The sequence below is a fragment of the Streptomyces caatingaensis genome, from assembly GCF_001187435.1.
Lineage (GTDB): Bacteria > Actinomycetota > Actinomycetes > Streptomycetales > Streptomycetaceae > Streptomyces > Streptomyces caatingaensis.
Genome location: NZ_LFXA01000018.1, coordinates 208,608 through 227,013, shown reverse-complemented (window position 1 = coordinate 227,013; position 18,406 = coordinate 208,608). Strand labels below are relative to the sequence as shown.

Below are 18,406 nucleotides of genomic sequence, written 5' to 3'. Positions count from 1 at the left end.
CAGCCATCTCACCCATGCCGAACACCACCGCCACCACCACCGTCAGCACGGCGGGCCAGCCGAGCCGGCGCAACACCGAGTTGCTGCTGCTCGCCTTCGCCGTCATCCTCCCCTGCTTCGCGTACGCCAACGTGGGCCTGGCCCTGGACGGCGAGATGCCCTCCGGCATGCTCGGCTACGGCATGGGCCTCGGCCTGCTGGCCGGCGTCGGCCACCTGGTGATGCGCAAGTTCGCCAAGTACGCCGACCCGCTGCTGCTGCCGCTGGCCACGGTCCTCAACGGACTGGGCCTGGTGATCATCTGGCGGCTGGACCAGTCGAAGCGCCTCCAGGCCAGCAAGGCGTTCGCCCCGGCGGCCACCAACCAGCTGCTCTTCTCGGCGCTGGGCATCGCCCTCTTCGTCGCGGTGCTGATCTTCCTCAAGGACCACCGGATCCTCCAGCGCTACACGTACATCTCGATGGCCGTGGCGCTGGTCCTGCTGATCTCGCCGATGTTCTTCCCGTCGGTCTACGGCGCCCGCATCTGGATCAAGATCCCGGGACTGGGCACCATCCAGCCCGGTGAGTTCGCCAAGATCGTGCTGGCGGTGTTCTTCGCCGGCTACCTCATGGTGAAACGGGACGCGCTGGCCCTGGCCAGCCGCCGCTTCATGGGGATGTACCTGCCGCGCGGCCGCGACCTCGGACCGATCCTGGCCGTCTGGGCGTTCAGCATCCTGATCCTGGTCTTCGAGACCGACCTGGGCACCTCGCTGCTGTTCTTCGGCATGTTCGTCGTGATGCTCTACGTCGCGACCGAGCGCACCAGCTGGATCGTCTTCGGCCTGCTGATGTCGGCGGCCGGCGCGGTGGGCGTGGCCTCCTTCGAGCACCACGTCCAGGCCCGCGTGGACGCCTGGCTGGACCCGTTCGCCGGCTGGGGCAAGTCCCAGGCCAGCGAGCAGATCGCCAAGGCGCTGATGACCTTCGGCTCGGGCGGCGTCGCGGGCACCGGCTGGGGCCAGGGCAACTCCGACCTCATCGGCTTCGCCGCCAACTCCGACTTCATCCTCGCCACCGTCGGCGAGGAGCTGGGCCTGGCCGGCGTGATGGCCATCCTGCTCATCTACGGGCTGATCGTGGAGCGCGGCGTCCGCACGGCGCTGGCCGCCCGCGACCCGTTCGGCAAGCTGCTCGCCATCGGCCTGTCCGGCGCCTTCGCCATCCAGGTCTTCGTGGTGGCCGGCGGTGTCATGGGCCTCATCCCGCTGACCGGTATGACCATGCCGTTCATAGCGCAGGGCGGTTCGTCCGTCATCGCCAACTGGGCGCTGGTGGCGATCCTGTTGAAGATCAGCGACGCGGCACGCCGTCCCGCGCCCGCCCCCGTCACCAACCCCGACGCCGAGATGACGCAGGTGGTCCGACCGTGAACAAGCCCGTGCGCCGGATCGCGATCTTCTGCGGAATCCTCATCCTCGCGCTGATGGCCCGCGACAACTGGCTGCAGTTCGTCCGCGCCGACGAGCTGAAGAACAACAAGCACAACATGCGGGTGCAGATCGCCCGTTACAGCCAGCCGCGCGGCAACATCATCGTCGACGGCAAGGCGGTCACGGACTCCAAAGAAGTCAACGGCATCAACTACAAGTACAAGCGCACCTACACCAACGGCCCGATGTGGGCCCCGGTGACGGGCCTGAGCTCGCAGGTCTACTCGCCCACCATGCTGGAGGGCGTCGAGGACAAGATCCTCACGGGCGACGACGACCGGCTGTTCTTCAACCGGACGATCGACATGATCACCGGCAAGGGCAAGAAGGGCGGTGACGTGATCACCACCCTCAACGCCAAGGCCCAGGAGGCCGCGTTCAAGGGCCTGGGCGACAAGAAGGGCGCCGTCGCCGCCCTCGACCCGCGCACCGGCAAGATCCTCGCGCTGGCCTCCACCCCGTCGTACGACCCGTCCACCATCGCCGGCGCCAACGACGGCGACGCGTGGAAGAAGCTCAACGACGACAAGAACAAGCCGATGCTCAACCGGGCGCTGCGCGAGACGTACCCGCCCGGCTCGACCTTCAAGGTCGTCACCGCCGCCGCGGCGATGGAGCACGGGCTCTACGGCAACGTCGACGAGAAGACCAACTCGCCGAAGAAGTGGACGCTTCCGGACACCCAGGGCGTCCCGCTGCCCAACGAGACGCCGATGCCGTGCGACAACGTCTCGATGCGGGCGGCCCTCCAGTGGTCGTGCAACAGCGTCTTCGGCAAGATCAGCGCCGATCTCGGCAACCAGAAGATGATCGAGACGGCCAACAAGTTCGGCTTCAACAGCGACGACCTGACCGTCCCGGTGGGGGTCACCAAGAGCGTCTACCCCAAGGACAACCGCCCGCAGAACGCCATGGCCGGCATCGGCCAGGCGTCCAACCGCGCCACCCCGCTCCAGATGGCCATGGTCGCCGCCGCCGTCGCCAACAACGGCAAGCTCATGGAGCCGTACATGGTGGACAAGCTGCGCGCGCCCAACCTCAACGTGATCGAGACGCACCAGCCGAAGGAGATGAGCCGTCCGCTCACTCCGGAGCACGCGCAGTCGCTGCAGAGCGCGATGGAGACGGTCGTCGAGGAGGGCACCGGAACCGCGGCCAAGATCAGCGGCGTCAAGGTGGGCGGGAAGACCGGTACCGCGCAGCACGGCGTGGACAACAGCGGGAACCCCTACGCGTGGTTCATCTCCTACGCGAAGTCGGGCGACGGCTCCCCGGTGGCCGTGGCCGTGGTCATCGAGGGCTCCGACACCATGCGCGACGACATCGCCGGCGGCAAGCTCGCCGCCCCGATCGCCAAGAACGTCATGGAGGCGGTGCTGAAGACGCAGAAGTGATCCGGCGGCGCGTACCAGTCGGATATCGGGTGACGGTCGCGCCCGGATGCGGTACGGCCCGCCGGGTACGGTAAGCGCGAACAGCACACCGCCGGACCCACGTCGGTGCGGTCAGGAAAACGGAAGGGCTGGAGCTATGGAAGAGCCGCGTCGCCTCGGCGGCCGGTACGAGCTGGGCTCGGTGCTCGGCCGCGGTGGCATGGCCGAGGTCTACCTCGCCCACGACACCCGGCTCGGCCGCACCGTCGCCGTGAAGACGCTGCGGGTGGACCTCGCCCGCGACCCGTCCTTCCAGGCCCGGTTCCGCCGTGAGGCCCAGTCGGCCGCCTCGCTCAACCACCCGTCCATCGTCGCCGTGTACGACACCGGCGAGGACTACGTGGACGGCGTCTCGATCCCGTACATCGTCATGGAGTACGTGGACGGCTCGACCCTGCGCGAGCTGCTGCACTCCGGCCGCAAGCTGCTGCCCGAGCGCTCCCTGGAGATGACGATCGGCGTGCTCCAGGCCCTGGAGTACTCGCACCGGGCCGGCATCGTCCACCGCGACATCAAGCCGGCGAACGTGATGCTGACCCGCACCGGCCAGGTGAAGGTCATGGACTTCGGCATCGCCCGCGCGATGGGCGACGCCGGCATGACCATGACCCAGACCGCGGCGGTGATCGGCACCGCGCAGTACCTCTCCCCCGAGCAGGCCAAGGGCGAGCAGGTCGACGCGCGCTCCGACCTGTACTCGACGGGCTGTCTGCTCTACGAACTGCTCACCGTCCGGCCGCCGTTCATCGGCGACTCCCCGGTGGCGGTCGCCTACCAGCACGTGCGGGAGGAGCCGAACCCGCCGAGCGCCTTCGACCCCGAGATCACGCCGGAGATGGACGCCATCGTCCTCAAGGCGCTGGTCAAGGACCCGGACTACCGCTACCAGACCGCCGACGAGATGCGCGCCGACATCGAGGCCGCGCTGGAGGGCCGCCCGGTGGCCGCCGCGGCCGCCTACAGCGCGATGGGCTCGGTCGGCTACGGCGGCGAGGACCAGCCGACGGCGATGCTGCGGCCGCACGGCCAGCAGCACGACCCCAACGCGCCGGGCCAGACCTCCATGCTGCCGCCGGTGCGCGACGGCGGGGGCTACGGCGGTTACGACGGCTACGGCGACGGCGGCGACTCCGGCGGGCACGGCGGCGGCCGCAAGAAGAGCGGCCTGTCGACCGTCCTGCTGGTGATCGCGGGCATCCTGGTGCTCGTCGGCGCGATCTTCATCGGCAAGTCGATCTTCACCGGCGGCGGGGGCGGCGGCGAGGTCACCGTGCCGAGCCTGCGGGGCACGACGCTCACCGAGGCCCAGAAGCAGGGCGAGAACGTCGAGCTCAAGGTCGTCGACAGCGGCAGGACCATGAACTGCGACGAGGACCCGGGCAAGGTCTGCGACCAGGACCCGAAGGCGGGGGCCAAGCTCAAGCGCCACGGCGAGATCAAGGTGACCCTCTCCAAGGGCCCGGCCAAGATCGACGTGCCGAACGTGATGACCCTGACCTACGACGAGGCCAAGAAGACCCTGGAGGACGCCGGCTTCACGGTCCGCCGCCACGACAAGGAGACCGACACGTCCGACCCCAACACGGTCATCGGCCAGAGCCCGAAGGTCGGCTCGAAGGCCAACAAGGGCGACGAGATCACCCTGACCGTGGCGGTGGCGCCGCAGACGAAGGCCGTGCCGCTGGTCGTGGGCCAGAAGTTCGAGGACGCGAAGAAGCAGCTCGAGGACACCGGTTTCACCGTGAAGCGCGAGGACGTCGACTCGGACGAGGAGGCGGGCAAGGTCGTCGCCCAGAGCCCCGAGGGCAACAGCAGCGCCGCGCCCAGGTCGCAGGTCGTCCTCAAGGTCTCCAAGGGCCCGCAGGAGGTCGCGGTGCCCGATGTGAAGGGCATGTCGATCAAGGACGCCCGGAAGGCCCTGACGGACGCCGGGTTCAAGGTCGGCAACATCGCCGGTCCGAAGGACGACAAGGCGACCGTGGTCATGACCAACCCGCTGGGCGGCAGCAAGGCCAAGAAGAACACCACCGTGGACCTGATCACCCAGGGCGGCGGGATCATCGGCGGCACCGACGGCGGCAACGGCAACCCCGGCAACAACAACAACGGCGGGAACACCGGCGGCGACGACAGCGGCTGGTTCGGCGGCACCGGCCTCATCGGCGGTCACCACTGAGGCGCCCGGGGGAGCCGCGGGCTCAGTCCCGCAGCTCCTTCGGCGGCGTCCGCCGCGCGTCCACCTTCTCAGTGCGCACCAGCTCGGCCCAGACGACGAAGCGGTAGTCCGAGGTGTAGACGGGCGTGCAGGTCGTCAGCGTCAGATAGCGGCCGGGCTTCGTCTTCCCGGACTCCCGCGGGACGGGGTCGAGCACCTTCACGTTGAACCGCGAGGTCTGCCGCAGCTCCTTGAAGACCTTGTAGACGTACCAGGTGTCGCGCGTCTCGAAGACGACCGCGTCCCCGTCCTTGATCTTGTGGATGTTGTGGAACCTGGCGCCGTGGCCGTCCCGGTGGGCGGCCAGGGTGACGTTGCCCTGCTTGTCCCAGGGCATCGCGGACTTCACGGGCCTGCGGTAGTAGCCCGCGACGCCCTCGTTGAGGACGTCCCCGCCGGTGCCGGGCTTCACCAGCACCTCGCCGCCGCCGAGCATCGCGGGGACGTGCAGGAAACCGATGCCGTCCTTGGTGTCCAGCGCGCCGGGGCCCGACGGGCCCCTGGCCCAGCTCTCGCGGACGTGGTCCGCCTGTTTCCGGGCCTCGCGGTCGGCCATCACGTTGGTCCACCACAGCGAGTAGACGACGAACAGGGCCAGCAGCACACCGGCCGTGATCAGCAGTTCGCCCACCACGCCGACGGCGGTGGCTATCCGCCCCCGGACCCGGCCCGCCGGCCGTGACGCGCTCTCGGTCTGCTCGTCGGTCACTGTCACAGCCGCCCGTACCCCGTTCCGCCGTCGTCGCCCATCCGGTCCGTCACTCGACGAGCGCGTCGGGCTTCCCCTCGCCGCGCGGGCGCTCGTCCACCATCTTGCCCCACACGATCATCCGGTACGTACTGGTGAACTCGGGGGTGCAGGTGGTCAGCGTGATGTAGCGGCCGGGCCGGGTGAAGCCCGAACCGCGCGGCACGGGGCGGATGACGTCGACGTTCGCGGGTGACGTCTGGTCAAGACGGCTCGTCATCTCATAGGTGTAGAAGGTGCTCCGCGTCTCCACCACGATCTTGTCACCGGGGCGCAGCCGGTTGACGTAGCGGAACGGTTCGCCATGGGTGTTGCGGTGGCCCGCGAGCGCGAAGTTGCCCCGCTTGTCCCAGGGCATCGCGGACTTGAGCGGGCCGCTGCCGTAGTGCCCGACCATGCCCCGGTCGAGGACCTGGTGCTTGCCCGTGCCCTCGGCGATGGGCGTGCGCACGTCGAGCGCGGGGATGTAGAGGATCGCGAAGCCCTCGCCCGGCGAGAAGGCGCCGGCGTCCCGGTCCGCGCCGCGGTTCTCCTCCCAGCTGTGCCGCAGGCTCCTCGCCGCCCCGCCCGCCTGCCGCTGGGCGATGACATTGGTCCACCACAGCTGGTAGGCGACGAAGAGCAGCATCAGCACGCCGATGGTGATGAACACCTCGCCCAGCAGCCGGCTGACGGCCACCCCCACTCCGGCGCGCGCCGCCCGGCGGGCGGCCTTCCGCCGGGCCGCCCGGCCGCCGGTGGCGCCCCGCGCCGGGGCGGGCACGACGGGCCGTTCGGGCGGGAGCGGCCGCGCGGCCGGCTCCTCGGGGGGCAGCGGCTGGTGGACGACGCGGGGGTGGGTCTCCTGGTACGGCCGGTACGGCTCGTACGCCCGGGGTTGCTGCGCCGTCGTCCGGGGATCCCCCTCGGGGCGCAGCCCGTTCACTCCCCGGCCTTGCCCACCACCGGGGCGAGCCCGGCCGACCGTTCCACCGCCCCGGTGTCGCCGCAGGAGACCAGCCAGTTGGCGAGCATCCGGTGGCCCCACTCGGTGAGCACCGACTCGGGGTGGAACTGCACGCCCTCGACCGGCAGATCGCGGTGGCGCAGGCCCATGGCGATGCGGCCGCGGCCGTCCGGGCGGTTGGTCCAGGCGGTCATCTCCAGCTCGTCCGGCCAGCCTTCGGGCTCGACGGCGAGCGAGTGGTAGCGGGTGGCGGTGAACGGCGAGGGCAGGCCGTGGAAGACGCCGCCGCCCTCGTGCGCCACGAGCGAGGTCTTGCCGTGCAGCAGTTCGGGGGCCCGGCCGACGACGCCGCCGTAGGCGACCGCCATCGACTGCATGCCCAGGCAGACGCCGAACACCGGGACGCCGGTGGCCGCGCAGTGCTTCACCATCTCGACGCAGACCCCGGCCTCCTCGGGGGTGCCGGGGCCGGGCGAGAGCAGCACGCCGTCGAAACCGTCCTGGGCGTGCGCCGGTTCGACCTCGTCGTTGCGGCGCACCTCGCACTCGGCGCCCAGCTGGTAGAGGTACTGGACGAGGTTGAAGACGAAGCTGTCGTAGTTGTCCACGACGAGGATGCGCGCGCTCACCGCGTCACCGCCATTCCGTTGCCGGCGTCGGCAGGCTGTCGTCCACGGTCACGTCGTTGAACGGCAGCAGCGGTTCGGCCCAGGGAAAGACGTACTGGAAGAGCACGTAGACGACGCCCAGCACGAGGGCCAGCGAGATCAGCGACTTCACCCATGCGTTGCCCGGCAGATGACGCCAGATCCAGACGTACATGCTGTCCCTACTTGCCGACGGGGATGGTCCTTGCGGCACCAGAGTAAGGGGCCCGCGCCGCCTCCGGGGGCCGGTCAGGCCATGGGGCGCGCGTAGTGCAGGTCGACCGCGCCCGTGTAGCCGGGGAGCGTGACCGAGCCGCGGTCCTCGACCTTCCATCCCAGGCCGTACGCCTGGACGTACTGGAGGTAGTTCCGGATGGCGGGCGCGGTGTCGAGGGCCTTGCGCAGGGCGCCGCGGTCGCCGACGGCGGTCACCTTGTACGGGGGCGAGTAGACGCGGCCCTGGAGGATGAGGGTGTTGCCCACGCAGCGGACGGCGCTGGTGGAGATCAGCCGCTGGTCCATCACCTCGATGCCCCGGGCGCCGCCCCGCCACAGGGCGTTGACCACGGCCTGGAGGTCCTGCTGGTGGATGACGAGGTCGTTGGGCTGGGGCGGGGGGACGCCGGGGATCTTGGCGGTGGCGTTGGGCGGGGCGTCGGTGAGGGTCACGGTCAGGCCCGTGCCGTCGAGCGGCCGCGTGCCGGCGGCGTCGCCCAGCGCGGCCAGCTTCCGGGCCTCGGCGGTGTCGCTCCCGCCGTCCCGCCCGGCCAGGGCGTCGACGCGGGAGCGCAGGGCGGCGGTGCCGCGCTCCAGGTCGCCGTTGCCCTTGCTGCGCTCCCGGATGAGGTCGGAGAGGCGGAGCATCGAGGCGTCGGTGCGGATGTTGGTGCCCTTGGCCGTGTTGAAGCTCGTCCAGAAGATGAGGCCGGCGAGGGCGAAGACGGCGGCCGTCAGCAGCCGGGCCGGGCGCAGGCGCCGGGGACGGCGGGCGGGGCCTGCGCCGCTGGTGGAGTCGGCGGAATTGCTCAACGTACCCTTGTCCTCTCCGACGCCGCGGAAGCACTACGCTAACGGACGCCCGCGGGGAAGGAAGCGCTCCCCGGCGCGGCCGACCAGCCCTTGTTCCCCAGCGCGGTTACGCAGCGCATCGACAGGAGAGTCCCTCGTGCCGAAGTCACGGATCCGCAAGAAAGACGACTTCACGCCGCCGCCGACGGCGAAGCAGCAGAGCATCAGGCTGAACACCGGGCGGCGCTGGGTGGCCCCGCTGATGCTGGCGCTGTTCCTCATCGGGCTGGCCTGGATCGTGATCTTCTATGTGACGGGCAGCGACATGCCCATCGAGTCGCTGCACAACTGGAACATCGTCGTCGGCTTCGGCTTCATCGCCGCGGGGTTCGTCGTCTCCACGCAGTGGAAGTAGCCGGCCGGGCCCTCGTCCCCCGGGTTATCCACACCCTCGTCCACAGTGGGGAAAACTCAGAAGATCTGTGGATAACTTCCTCGGCGTTGACGCCGGTGTGACTGGCCGCGCACCGCGGGAACTCTCCGTCACACCGGCGCTCCCCTTTGTTTGCGCTGGTCAGAGCGGGTGTGCTGGGCGAGCGTCCGGATGGGCGCGGGGTCGCACACATGATCCCGGCGCCGCTGTGGACAACTGTCCGCCCACCGGTGTGGGTGAGCGGACCGGGCGGCCGTCCCTCAGCCGAGCTGGGACGTCCGGACGATCACCGTCACCACGATCGCCAGCAGCGCGGCGCCGCAGGTGAGCCCCTGCACCAGCGCGCGCTTCCCGCGCGGGGCGTGCACCATCCCGAACGCCACCAGCGATCCGACCACCAGGCCGCCGATGTGCGCCTCCTTGGCGATGTCGGACCAGGTGAAGGTGAAGATCAGGTTGAGCACGAGGAGCGCGATCACCGGGCGCATGTCGTACTTCAGCCGCCGCATCAGCACGGCGGTGGCCCCCAGCAGCCCGAAGATCGCGCCGGAGGCGCCCAGCGACCCGGCGTACGGCGAGACCAGCAGATAGCTCAGCGCGCTGCCGCCGAGCCCGGACAGCAGGTAGAGCGCCAGATAGCGGGCCCGGCCGAAGGCCGCCTCCAGCGGCGGTCCCAGCCACCACAGCGAGAGCATGTTGAACGCCAGGTGCACCGGCGACTCGTGGAGGAACAGCGAGGTCAGCAGCCGGTACCACTGGCCGTCGGCGACGCCCTCGCCGTCGTGGAACGGCGAACGCCCCAGCATGCACAGGGTGTCGACGAGCTCCTTGTCGGTGGCCATCACCGCGATCCATATCGCGACGTTGATCCCCAGCAGGACCTTGGTCACCAGGAAGGGGTCCGTGGGGTGCGCGGCGCCGCCCGCGACCGTGCGCGGCGCGGTGTCCCGCCGCCCGGCCCCCTCGGCCCGGCCGGACGACGGGCCGCCGCCGGCGCACTCGGGGCAGTGGAAGCCGACCGAGGCGTTGACCATGCAGTCGGGGCAGATGGGCCGCTCGCAGCGGGTGCAGCGGATCCCCGTCTCGCGGTCCGGGTGCCGGTAACAGCAGACGGCCTGGTCGTTCATGCTCTCCCCTCGCCCTGGACGGACCGGGCGCCGCGGTCCGCCCGCGACGCCCGCCCGTCATACGGACGGGCGCCGCACGGGGTTCCCGGCACGCCCGCCGTTCCCCTATCGGGTCTCGATCACGACGGTCTCGATGACGACGTCCTCGACCGGGCGGTCGTTGCGGGTCGGGGTGCTCGCGATGGCGTCCACGACCTTCCTGCCCGCCTCGGTCGTGACCTCGCCGAAGATGGTGTGCTTGCCCGTCAGCCAGGTGGTCGGGGCGACGGTGATGAAGAACTGCGAACCGTTGGTGCCCGGCCCGGCGTTGGCCATGGCCAGCAGATAGGGCTTGGTGAAGGCCAGGTCCGGGTGGAACTCGTCCTTGAACTGGTAGCCCGGGCCGCCCGTGCCGTTGCCCAGCGGGTCACCGCCCTGGATCATGAACCCCTCGATGACGCGGTGGAACACCGTGCCGTCGTACAGCTTGTCCGTGGTCCGCTCGCCCGTCCCGGGGTTGACCCACTCGCGCTCGCCCCTCGCGAGTTCGACGAAGTTCTTGACCGTCTTCGGGGCGTGGTGCGGCAGGAGCCGGACCTCGATGTCCCCCTGGCTGGTCTTGAGGGTGGCGTAGAGCTGCTCGGCCACGGTCTACCTTCCCTAGGGCTGCGCTGACAGCACCCGATCCTCGCACGGACGGCGGCCGCACGAGTAATGCCCAAAGCCCCGCGCGCGGCGCCGAAAGGTGGCATTGTCGAGGCCGGGCCCCGTGACCCGGATGCCCGCTCGCACATGCCGGACCACCCCTGGGCAGGCATGATTTTCCCCTGGGTGGAAAGGCGGAAGACCATTACGCCACCGAGGAGGAGGTTCTCGTGACCCGCAAGGACAGCGTGCGCGCCGCGACCGGCACCGCCAAGGACAGCGTGCGCCACGCGGCGGAAGTGGTGGCGCCCTACGCCGGCACGGCCAAGGACGCCGCCGTGCACTACGCGCACGAAGCCCGCGTCCGGCTTGCTCCCAAGGTGGCCGAGGCCGCGCAGCAGGCCCGCTCCCAGTACGACGCCCGCGTGCACCCCCGCATCGAGCACGCCCGCGAGGTCCTGCCGCCCAAGGTCGGGCAGGCGGCGGCCCGCGCCCGGGCCGCCGCGGAGCCGGTGCGCGACGAGGCGCTCTCCCGGGGGACCGCGGCCCTGACGGTGCTGCGCGGCCAGGTGCCGGCACAGGAGGTCGAGAAGCTCGCCCGCAGGCGGTCCGCCCGCTGCCGGGCGGGCCGGCTGGCCAAGCGGCTGGCGGTGATCGGCCTGCTGGCCGGCGGGGCCGTCGCCGCGTGGAAGTGGTGGGACCGCCAGGCCAACCCCGACTGGCTGGTGGAGCCCCCCGCCCCCACCGAGGTCGCCGACCGCCCCCCGCTCTCCTCGGTGGACGGCAGCTCCGACGTCACGCCGCTCGACCCCGAGGTCCGGGCCAAGCAGGCCGAGACGGAGCAGTCCGGCGGCCGCGCGGAGGACGACGAGAACCGCTCCTGAGCGTCCGGAAACCGGCGTCGGCGGACGACGCGGAACGCGCCCCGGCCGGTGGCAACCGGACCGGGGCGCCGGCACGCCGCGGCGGTCACGGTCCGGCCATCGCGTCCGGGACGCAGACAGCGCCCGAGAACCCCGTGTAGCGTCCCGCCCGACCTTGTTTCCGACGCCGGGGGCGGGAATGTCCGACCTGACAGGGAAAACAGCGCTCGTTACCGGAGGAAGCCGCGGCATCGGGGCCGCCACCGCGGAACGGCTGGCCCGGGACGGCGCCGACGTCGCGTTGACCTACGCCCGCTCGGCCGGCAAGGCACAGGCCGTCGCGCGGAACGTCGAGGCGGCCGGGCGCCGCGCGCTGGCGGTCCACGCCGACGCCGCCGACCCGGCCGCGACCGCCGGGGCCGTGGAGCGGACGGTGGCGGAGCTCGGCCGGCTCGACATCCTCGTCAACAACGCGGGCATCCTCCTCGGCGGCCCGCTGGCGGACCTCGCCCTCCAGGACGTCGACCGGATCATCGCGGTGAACCAGCGGGCGGCCCTGCTGGGCGCCCAGGCGGCCGGCCCGCACCTGGGGAAGGGCGGACGGATCATCAACGTCGGCAGCATCGCCGCCCACTGGTTCCCGGGCCCGATGAGCGTGCTCTACGGGATGACCAAGTCGGCCCTGTCCGGCCTGACCAAGGGCCTGGCCCGGGAGTTCGGCCCCCGGGGCACCACGGTCAACCTGGTCGAACCCGGCCCGGTCGAGACCGACATGATGGACGTGGTCGGCCCGGACCACCTCCCGCCGCTGCCCACGCTGGCCCTCGGCCGCTACGGCACCCCGGGCGAGGTCGCCGCCCTGATCGCCTTCCTCGCCGGGGAGGAGGCCGCCTTCATCACCGGCGCCACGATCACCATCGACGGCGGCCTCACCCTCTGAGGGACGACGCCTCCCGGCGGCAGCGTGCAAAAACACCCCCTCCGGCCGCGTTCTCGCAGGTCGAAGGGGGTGGAAAGAAGTGGAGCCTAGGAGAGTCGAACTCCTGACATCTGCCATGCAAAGACAGCGCTCTACCAACTGAGCTAAGGCCCCGTCGCAGACCAGAGTACCCGGTGTCGGAGGTGTATCCGACCAGGTATCGCCGCGACCCACCACTCTCCGTAGGATGCACCGCAAGATTCGCGGCAGCGAAGCGAAGGGGAGAGCGAGATGGACGCAGCACAGCAGGAAGCCACCGCCCGCGCACGAGAGCTGCAGCGGAGCTGGTACGGGGAGCCGCTGGGGGCTCTCTTCCGCCGGCTGATCGACGATCTCGGTCTCAACCAGGCCCGTCTGGCATCGGTGTTGGGCCTCTCGGCGCCCATGCTCTCGCAGCTGATGAGCGGTCAGCGGGCGAAGATCGGCAACCCGGCGGTGGTGCAGCGCGTCCAGGCCCTCCAGGAGCTCTCCCACCAGGTCGCCGACGGCAGCGTGAGCGCCGCCGAGGCCGCCGAGCGGATGGAGGAGGTCAAGCGCAGTTCCGGCGGCTCGGTCCTCAACTCGACGCAGACCGCGGCCAGCAGCGGCGCGCCGACCGTCAAGCGCGTGGTGCGCGAGATCCAGTCGCTGCTGCGCTCGGTGGCCGCCGCCGGCGACATCATCGAGGCGGCGGGGACCCTCGCCCCCACCCATCCCGAACTGGCCGAGTTCCTGCGGGTCTACGGCGCCGGCCGGACCGCCGAGGCGGTCGCCCACTACGAGGCCCACCAGAGCTGACGCCCGCCATGGGTGAGGTGCTCGCCGGGCGTTACGAGCTGGTGGACCCCATCGGGCGCGGTGGGGTGGGGGAGGTCTGGCGGGTCTGGGACCGCGAGCGGCGGTGCTACGCCGCGGCGAAGCTGCTCAAGCAGAGCCACGCCCACAGCCTGCTGCTGCGCTTCGTGCGCGAGCAGGCGCTGCGCATCGACCACCCGCACGTGCTGGCGCCGGTGAGCTGGGCCGCCATCGACGACCGGGTGCTGTTCACCATGGAGGTGGTGCGCGGCGGCTCGGTGGCCCATCTCATCGGCGACTACGGTCCGTTGCCCGCCCGCTTCGCCTGCGACCTGCTCGACCAGCTCCTCGCGGCCCTCACGGCGGTGCACGCCGAGGGGGTGGTGCACCGGGACATCAAACCCGCCAATCTCCTTCTGGAGGCGACCGGAACGGGACGGCCGCATCTGCGCCTCTCCGATTTCGGCTGCGCGATGCGCAAGGGCGAGCCGCGGCTGACGGAAACCAACTACGTGATGGGTACGCCCGGTTACTTCGCACCCGAGCAAATGGCGGGCGAGGAACCGGACTTTCCCGCGGACCTCTTCGCCGTCGGGCTGGTGGCGCTCTATGTGCTGACGGGCCGGAAACCGGACGCCGAGGCGCTGGTGGGGCTCTTCCTGGAGCAGGGCCGGCCGCGGCCGCCGCGGGAGGTCCCCGCGCCGCTCTGGGACGTCCTGGCCGGCCTGCTGGCCCCCGATCCGGTGGACCGCTTCCGTACGGCCGCGGAGGCGCGCGAGGCGCTGGCCTCCGCGGCGGCGCTGCTGCCGGTGCCGGACGAGGAGGAGCGGATCGAGGTCTTCGACCAGATCGGGCCGCTGCCACCGGGGTTCGGGCCGCGCGGCCCCGAGAAGGCCCCTCCGCGGCCCGTTGCGCCGCCGCTGCCGGCCACCCCGCCGATGCCGGTGCCGTCGGCCGCGGAACCGGCCGTGGCGTCCGCCGGGACGCCTGCCGGAACACCCGTCCTGAAGCCCCGCGGCGGCCGTCCGGCGCCGCCGTCCCGGCGGACGGTCGCGGTGGTCCTGCTGGTGGCCCTGGTGTGCCTGGTGGCGGGGGCCTGCGCGCTCGCCGTCGCGTGAGCCCGCGCATTCACTTCTGCAATCATTTTATTCGCAGTAGCGAATAACCGGCGAGGGTCTCACCCTCCAGCGAAACGGGGCCCCGGCCGTCATGGCCGGGGCCCCGCTCGGAACTCTCAGGACTCTCGCAGTCTCACACGCCCGAACCTGCGGGCACGGAGTCGGTCGCCTCCGTCCACAGATCCTGCTCGGCGCGATCCGCCTGGATCTGGCGGTACACGAGGAGCCCGCCGATGGCGGCCAGTGCGACCAGGAGCAGCTTCTTCACCGCGCGACCTCGTCTTTCCTTGACGTAAGGGGACTCTGGTGGCCGATGATACACACCGGCCGATACCGATCGGTGACCTGCGTCCGCCCTTTCCCCGCGGCTTGACGCTGCGTGACGTACGTCATGACGCGCACCCGTATCACCGGACGGGTGCCGGTAAAAACCGATCGGCCCGGCCGGAGAATTCTCTCCGTCCGGGCCGATCGGGCCGGTGGGGCTAACAGGACTTGAACCTGTGGCCTCTTCCTTATCAGGGAAGCGCTCTAACCGTCTGAGCTATAGCCCCGCGCTGCACCGAAAGATTAGCGCACTTGGGGCCCAGTCCCAAAATCGGCTTCCCCGGCCCGGCTACTCGTCCTCGGCGAGCGTCAGCTCGACGCCGCCCACGAAGGAGGCGGAGAGGTTGTAGACGAAGGCGGCCAGGGTCGCCAGGGCGGTCGCGAGGACCACCTCGATCACCGCGATGACCGTGGTGAACATCAGGACCCGCGGGAGCGAGAGGAACGACTGGAGGTCGAACCCGCCGCCCTCGCCGGACGTCGCGTCACTGATGGTGCCGCCGACGGTGGAGAAGACGCCCATGGCGTCCAGAACCAGCCACAGCACCGTGATCGCCACGATCGTGCACACGGCCAGCGCCAGCGAGAGCAGGAAGCTGACCTTCATCACCGACCAGGGGTCGGCCTTGGCCACCCGCAGGCGCGCGGAGCGGGTGCGCGGTGCCGCGGCCGCCGCCGGTGCCGCATCGGCGGCCTTGGCGCTCCTGGTGCTCTTGGCACCGTCGGCGCCGGGGGCGGGCCTGGGCACCCGCCCCTTCGTCCCCCCCGCCGCCGCACGCTCCGCCGGCGGCTCGTAGGCCTTCGGCGGGTGGTACGGCTTCGGGCCCCGGGTGTCCGTCATGGTGTCCCCCCTGTTCGCGGTCGTGGCGGCAGCGCCACTGGGGGAGTCTGCCCCGTCCGCGGCGGGGCCACGGGCACCGTCCCCCTTCGCCGCGGCGCCCTTCGAAGCAGTGTCCTTCGAAGGACCGGCCCCGCGCCGTCCGGCGTCCGCACCGCTCGCCGCGGTGCCCGTGGCTCGACTCACGACCTACTCCTCGGTGTCCTCGACCGGGGGCTCCGTGCCCTCGGCCACCTCGGGCCCCCCGCCCACGGCTCCGGCCGACGCGCCGTCGGCGACGTCGTCGACCTCTTCGGCCTCACGGCCGGCCTCGGCGTTCCTCGCGATGCCCACGACGGCGTCGCGCTTGCCCAAATTGATCAGTTGGACGCCCATGGTGTCACGGCCGGTTTCCCTGACCTCGGCGACCCGGGTGCGGATGACCCCGCCGGAGAGGGTGATCGCGAGAATCTCGTCGCCCTCCTCGACCACCAGGGCGCCGACCAGCGAACCGCGGTCCTCCACGATCTTGGCGGCCTTGATGCCGAGACCGCCGCGGCCCTGGACGCGGTACTCGTCCACGGCCGTGCGCTTGGCGTAGCCGCCGTCGGTCGCGGTGAAGACGAACGTGCCCGGACGGACGACGTTCATCGACAGCAGCTCGTCACCCTCGCGGAAGCTCATGCCCTTGACGCCGGAGGTGGCCCGGCCCATCGGACGCAGCGACTCGTCGGTGGCGGTGAAGCGGATCGACTGCGCCTTCTTGCTGATGAGCAGCAGGTCGTCGTCGGCCGAGACCAGCTCGGCGCCGATCAGCTCGTCCTCGCGGCCGTCCTCCATCTCGCGGAGGTTGATCGCGATGACGCCGCCGGAGCGCGGGGAGTCGTAGTCCTTGAGCGGCGTCTTCTTCACCAGGCCCGACTTGGTGGCGAGCACCAGGTAGGGCGCCGCCTCGTAGTCGCGGATCGCGAGGATCTGCGCGATCTTCTCGTCCGGCTGGAAGGCCAGCAGGTTGGCCACGTGCTGACCGCGCGCGTCCCGCCCGGCGTCCGGGAGTTCGTACGCCTTGGCCCGGTACACCCGGCCCTTGTTGGTGAAGAAGAGCAGCCAGTGGTGCGTGGTGGAGACGAAGAAGTGGTCGACGATGTCGTCCTGCTTGAGCTTCGTGCCGCGCACGCCCTTGCCGCCGCGCTTCTGCGAGCGGTAGTCCTCGGTCTTGGTGCGCTTGACGTAGCCGCCGTTGGTGATGGTGACGACGATGTCCTCCTCGGCGATCAGGTCCTCGATGGACATGTCGCCCTCGAAGGGCACCAGCTTCGAGCGCCGGTCGTCGCCGAACTTCTCGACGATCGCGGTGAGTTCCTCGCTGATGATCCCGCGCTGCCGCTCGGGCGAGGCCAGGATCGCGTTGTACTCGTCGATCTTCGCCTGGAGTTCGTCGTGCTCCGCGACGATCTTCTGCCGCTCCAGGGCCGCCAGCCGGCGGAGCTGCATCTCCAGGATCGCGTTGGCCTGGATCTCGTCGATCGCCAGCAGCTCCATCAGGCCGCCGCGCGCGGTCTCGACGGTGTCACTGCGCCGGATCAGCGCGATGACCTCGTCGATGGCGTCCAGGGCCTTGAGCAGACCGCGCAGGATGTGGGCGCGCTCCTCGGCCTTGCGCAGCCGGAAGCGGGTGCGCCGGACGATGACCTCGATCTGGTGGGTGACCCAGTTGCGGATGAAGGCGTCCAGCGACAGGGTGCGCGGCACGCCGTCCACCAGCGCGAGCATGTTCGCGCCGAAGTTGGTCTGCAGATCGGTGTGCTTGTAGAGGTTGTTGAGGACGACCTTGGCGACCGCGTCCCGCTTGAGGACGATCACCAGGCGCTGGCCGGTCCGGGAGGACGTCTCGTCGCGGACGTCGGCGATGCCGCCGATCCTGCCGTCCTTCACCAGGTCGGCGATCTTCTGCGCGAGGTTGTCCGGGTTGACCTGGTAGGGCAGCTCGGTGACCACCAGGCACTGGCGGCCCTGGATCTCCTCGACCTCGACCACCGCGCGCATGGTGATCGAACCGCGGCCGGTGCGGTACGCCTCCTCGATGCCCTTGCGGCCCACGACGAGCGCGCCGGTCGGGAAGTCGGGGCCCTTGATGCGCTCGACCAGCGCGTCGAGCAGCTCCTCCGGGGTGGCACCGGGGTTGGCCAGGTACCACTGGGCGCCCTCGGCCACCTCGCGCAGGTTGTGCGGCGGGATGTTGGTCGCCATGCCGACCGCGATGCCGGCGGAACCGTTCACCAGGAGGTTGGGGATGCGCGACGGCAGGACCGTCGGCTCCTGGTTGCGGCCGTCGTAGTTGTCCTGGAAGTCGACGGTCTCCTCGTCGATGTCCCGGACCATCTCCATCGACAGCGGCGCCATCTTGCACTCGGTGTACCGCATGGCGGCCGCCGGGTCGTTGCCCGGGGAGCCGAAGTTGCCGTTGGAGTCCACCAGCGGCATCCGCATCGCCCAGGGCTGGGCGAGGCGGACGAGCGCGTCGTAGATCGAGGCGTCGCCGTGCGGGTGGTACGTACCCATGACGTCACCGACGACGCGGGCGCACTTGTAGAAGCCCTTCTCGGGCCGGTAGCCGCCGTCGTACATCGCGTACAGGACGCGGCGGTGCACCGGCTTGAGGCCGTCCCGCACGTCGGGCAGCGCACGCGAGACGATGACGCTCATCGCGTAGTCGAGGTAGGAGCGCTGCATCTCCGTCTCGAGCCCGACGGGCTCGACGCGCAGGCCCACACCCTCGATGGTGGCGGGCTGGCCCTCGGGCGTGACGGGCGTGGGCGTGGGAACGTCGGAAGTGGTCTCGTCGGCCATTGTCGTTCAAAGTCCTTTCGAG

General features: G+C 70.7%; 17 protein-coding genes, 2 tRNA genes and 1 pseudogene. 8 read left to right on the top strand and 12 right to left on the bottom strand.

Annotated features, from left to right (window positions below; translation table 11 throughout):
- Positions 1 to 14 precede the first annotated feature (14 nt).
- The 3 genes from AC230_RS27690 (at position 15) to pknB (ending at position 5,084) form a co-directional block, all read left to right on the top strand.
- Entirely contained in the window at positions 15 to 1,415 is a 1,401-nt protein-coding gene (locus tag AC230_RS27690) for an FtsW/RodA/SpoVE family cell cycle protein (RefSeq protein WP_198535628.1), read from the top strand.
- Positions 1,412 to 2,869, top strand: coding sequence for a peptidoglycan D,D-transpeptidase FtsI family protein (locus AC230_RS27685; RefSeq protein WP_049719094.1), 1,458 nt, complete (start codon positions 1,412 to 1,414; stop codon positions 2,867 to 2,869). Before AC230_RS27690 ends, AC230_RS27685 begins: the two co-directional genes overlap by 4 nt.
- Before the next feature lie 136 nt (positions 2,870 to 3,005).
- Positions 3,006 to 5,084, top strand: coding sequence for a Stk1 family PASTA domain-containing Ser/Thr kinase (pknB, locus tag AC230_RS27680; protein ID WP_049719093.1), 2,079 nt, complete (start codon positions 3,006 to 3,008; stop codon positions 5,082 to 5,084).
- A gap of 22 nt (positions 5,085 to 5,106) precedes the next feature.
- On the opposite strand, the gene AC230_RS27675 is transcribed toward pknB, so the two are convergent.
- From AC230_RS27675 to AC230_RS27655, 5 genes and pseudogenes are all read right to left on the bottom strand, one after another.
- Complete coding sequence (locus AC230_RS27675) at positions 5,107 to 5,838, bottom strand: class E sortase (RefSeq protein ID WP_049719092.1); 732 nt, start codon at positions 5,836 to 5,838, stop codon at positions 5,107 to 5,109.
- 43 nt (positions 5,839 to 5,881) lie between these two features.
- Positions 5,882 to 6,550: pseudogene (locus tag AC230_RS31615) on the bottom strand (class E sortase); the annotation flags it as partial.
- Positions 6,551 to 6,792: 242 nt separating this feature from the next.
- The gene (locus tag AC230_RS27665) at positions 6,793 to 7,446 is read right to left on the bottom strand and encodes an aminodeoxychorismate/anthranilate synthase component II (RefSeq protein ID WP_049719091.1); all 654 of its coding nucleotides are present in this window, start codon (positions 7,444 to 7,446) and stop codon (positions 6,793 to 6,795) included.
- A 4-nt stretch (positions 7,447 to 7,450) separates the two neighbouring features.
- The gene (locus AC230_RS27660; RefSeq protein WP_049719090.1) at positions 7,451 to 7,639 is read right to left on the bottom strand and encodes a hypothetical protein; all 189 of its coding nucleotides are present in this window, start codon (positions 7,637 to 7,639) and stop codon (positions 7,451 to 7,453) included.
- Between the two features lie 74 nt (positions 7,640 to 7,713).
- Positions 7,714 to 8,493 (bottom strand): DUF881 domain-containing protein, encoded by a 780-nt coding sequence (locus AC230_RS27655; protein WP_049719089.1) that lies wholly within the window; start codon positions 8,491 to 8,493, stop codon positions 7,714 to 7,716.
- Positions 8,494 to 8,629: 136 nt separating this feature from the next.
- Here AC230_RS27655 and crgA point away from each other — a divergent pair, with 136 nt between their 5' ends.
- Positions 8,630 to 8,887: a cell division protein CrgA gene (crgA, locus tag AC230_RS27650; RefSeq protein WP_049719088.1), complete on the top strand. Its 258-nt coding sequence runs from the start codon at positions 8,630 to 8,632 to the stop codon at positions 8,885 to 8,887.
- Between the two features lie 278 nt (positions 8,888 to 9,165).
- Here crgA and AC230_RS27645 read toward each other — a convergent pair whose 3' ends face one another.
- Entirely contained in the window at positions 9,166 to 10,032 is an 867-nt protein-coding gene (locus AC230_RS27645; protein ID WP_049719087.1) for a rhomboid family intramembrane serine protease, read from the bottom strand.
- Between the two features lie 105 nt (positions 10,033 to 10,137).
- Entirely contained in the window at positions 10,138 to 10,659 is a 522-nt protein-coding gene (locus AC230_RS27640; RefSeq protein WP_049719086.1) for a peptidylprolyl isomerase, read from the bottom strand.
- Positions 10,660 to 10,886: 227 nt separating this feature from the next.
- On the opposite strand from AC230_RS27640, the gene AC230_RS27635 reads away from it, so the two are divergent.
- Positions 10,887 to 11,540 carry a DUF5324 family protein gene (locus AC230_RS27635; RefSeq protein WP_049719085.1) on the top strand — a complete coding sequence of 218 codons (654 nt, stop codon included), beginning with the start codon at positions 10,887 to 10,889 and terminating at the stop codon, positions 11,538 to 11,540.
- 178 nt (positions 11,541 to 11,718) lie between these two features.
- Positions 11,719 to 12,459: an SDR family oxidoreductase gene (locus AC230_RS27630; protein WP_049719084.1), complete on the top strand. Its 741-nt coding sequence runs from the start codon at positions 11,719 to 11,721 to the stop codon at positions 12,457 to 12,459.
- Positions 12,460 to 12,539: 80 nt separating this feature from the next.
- Here the strand turns inward: AC230_RS27630 and AC230_RS27625 are convergent.
- Positions 12,540 to 12,612: transfer RNA gene (locus tag AC230_RS27625), tRNA-Ala, on the bottom strand.
- 117 nt (positions 12,613 to 12,729) lie between these two features.
- On the opposite strand from AC230_RS27625, the gene AC230_RS27620 reads away from it, so the two are divergent.
- Together AC230_RS27620 and AC230_RS27615 are read left to right on the top strand one after the other, a co-directional pair.
- Positions 12,730 to 13,275, top strand: coding sequence for a helix-turn-helix domain-containing protein (locus AC230_RS27620; RefSeq protein ID WP_049719083.1), 546 nt, complete (start codon positions 12,730 to 12,732; stop codon positions 13,273 to 13,275).
- Between the two features lie 8 nt (positions 13,276 to 13,283).
- Positions 13,284 to 14,390, top strand: a complete 1,107-nt coding sequence (locus AC230_RS27615) for a serine/threonine-protein kinase (RefSeq protein ID WP_049719082.1) — start codon at positions 13,284 to 13,286, stop codon at positions 14,388 to 14,390.
- 133 nt (positions 14,391 to 14,523) lie between these two features.
- Here the strand turns inward: AC230_RS27615 and AC230_RS31610 are convergent, their stop codons facing one another.
- The 4 genes from AC230_RS31610 to gyrA all read right to left on the bottom strand — a co-directional run bounded on the left by AC230_RS31610 (position 14,524) and on the right by gyrA (position 18,384).
- Positions 14,524 to 14,658 carry a DLW-39 family protein gene (locus tag AC230_RS31610; RefSeq protein ID WP_003958712.1) on the bottom strand — a complete coding sequence of 45 codons (135 nt, stop codon included), beginning with the start codon at positions 14,656 to 14,658 and terminating at the stop codon, positions 14,524 to 14,526.
- A gap of 212 nt (positions 14,659 to 14,870) precedes the next feature.
- Positions 14,871 to 14,944: transfer RNA gene (locus AC230_RS27610), tRNA-Ile, on the bottom strand.
- Between the two features lie 62 nt (positions 14,945 to 15,006).
- Positions 15,007 to 15,558: a DUF3566 domain-containing protein gene (locus tag AC230_RS27605; protein ID WP_049719081.1), complete on the bottom strand. Its 552-nt coding sequence runs from the start codon at positions 15,556 to 15,558 to the stop codon at positions 15,007 to 15,009.
- A 186-nt stretch (positions 15,559 to 15,744) separates the two neighbouring features.
- Positions 15,745 to 18,384: a DNA gyrase subunit A gene (gyrA, locus tag AC230_RS27600; RefSeq protein ID WP_049719080.1), complete on the bottom strand. Its 2,640-nt coding sequence runs from the start codon at positions 18,382 to 18,384 to the stop codon at positions 15,745 to 15,747.
- Between the last annotated feature and the right edge of the window lie 22 nt (positions 18,385 to 18,406).

What these genes read in the sequence shown, in the direction of transcription:
- AC230_RS27690 (WP_198535628.1), top strand. Translation starts at nt 15, where the DNA reads ATGCCGAACACCACCGCCACCACCACCGTCAGCACGGCGGGCCAGCCG.
- pknB (WP_049719093.1), top strand. Translation starts at nt 3,006, where the DNA reads ATGGAAGAGCCGCGTCGCCTCGGCGGCCGGTACGAGCTGGGCTCGGTG.
- AC230_RS27660 (WP_049719090.1), bottom strand. Translation starts at nt 7,639, where the DNA reads ATGTACGTCTGGATCTGGCGTCATCTGCCGGGCAACGCATGGGTGAAG.
- AC230_RS27645 (WP_049719087.1), bottom strand. Translation starts at nt 10,032, where the DNA reads ATGAACGACCAGGCCGTCTGCTGTTACCGGCACCCGGACCGCGAGACG.
- AC230_RS27630 (WP_049719084.1), top strand. Translation starts at nt 11,719, where the DNA reads ATGTCCGACCTGACAGGGAAAACAGCGCTCGTTACCGGAGGAAGCCGC.
- AC230_RS27620 (WP_049719083.1), top strand. Translation starts at nt 12,730, where the DNA reads ATGGACGCAGCACAGCAGGAAGCCACCGCCCGCGCACGAGAGCTGCAG.
- AC230_RS27615 (WP_049719082.1), top strand. Translation starts at nt 13,284, where the DNA reads ATGGGTGAGGTGCTCGCCGGGCGTTACGAGCTGGTGGACCCCATCGGG.
- AC230_RS27605 (WP_049719081.1), bottom strand. Translation starts at nt 15,558, where the DNA reads ATGACGGACACCCGGGGCCCGAAGCCGTACCACCCGCCGAAGGCCTAC.
- gyrA (WP_049719080.1), bottom strand. Translation starts at nt 18,384, where the DNA reads ATGGCCGACGAGACCACTTCCGACGTTCCCACGCCCACGCCCGTCACG.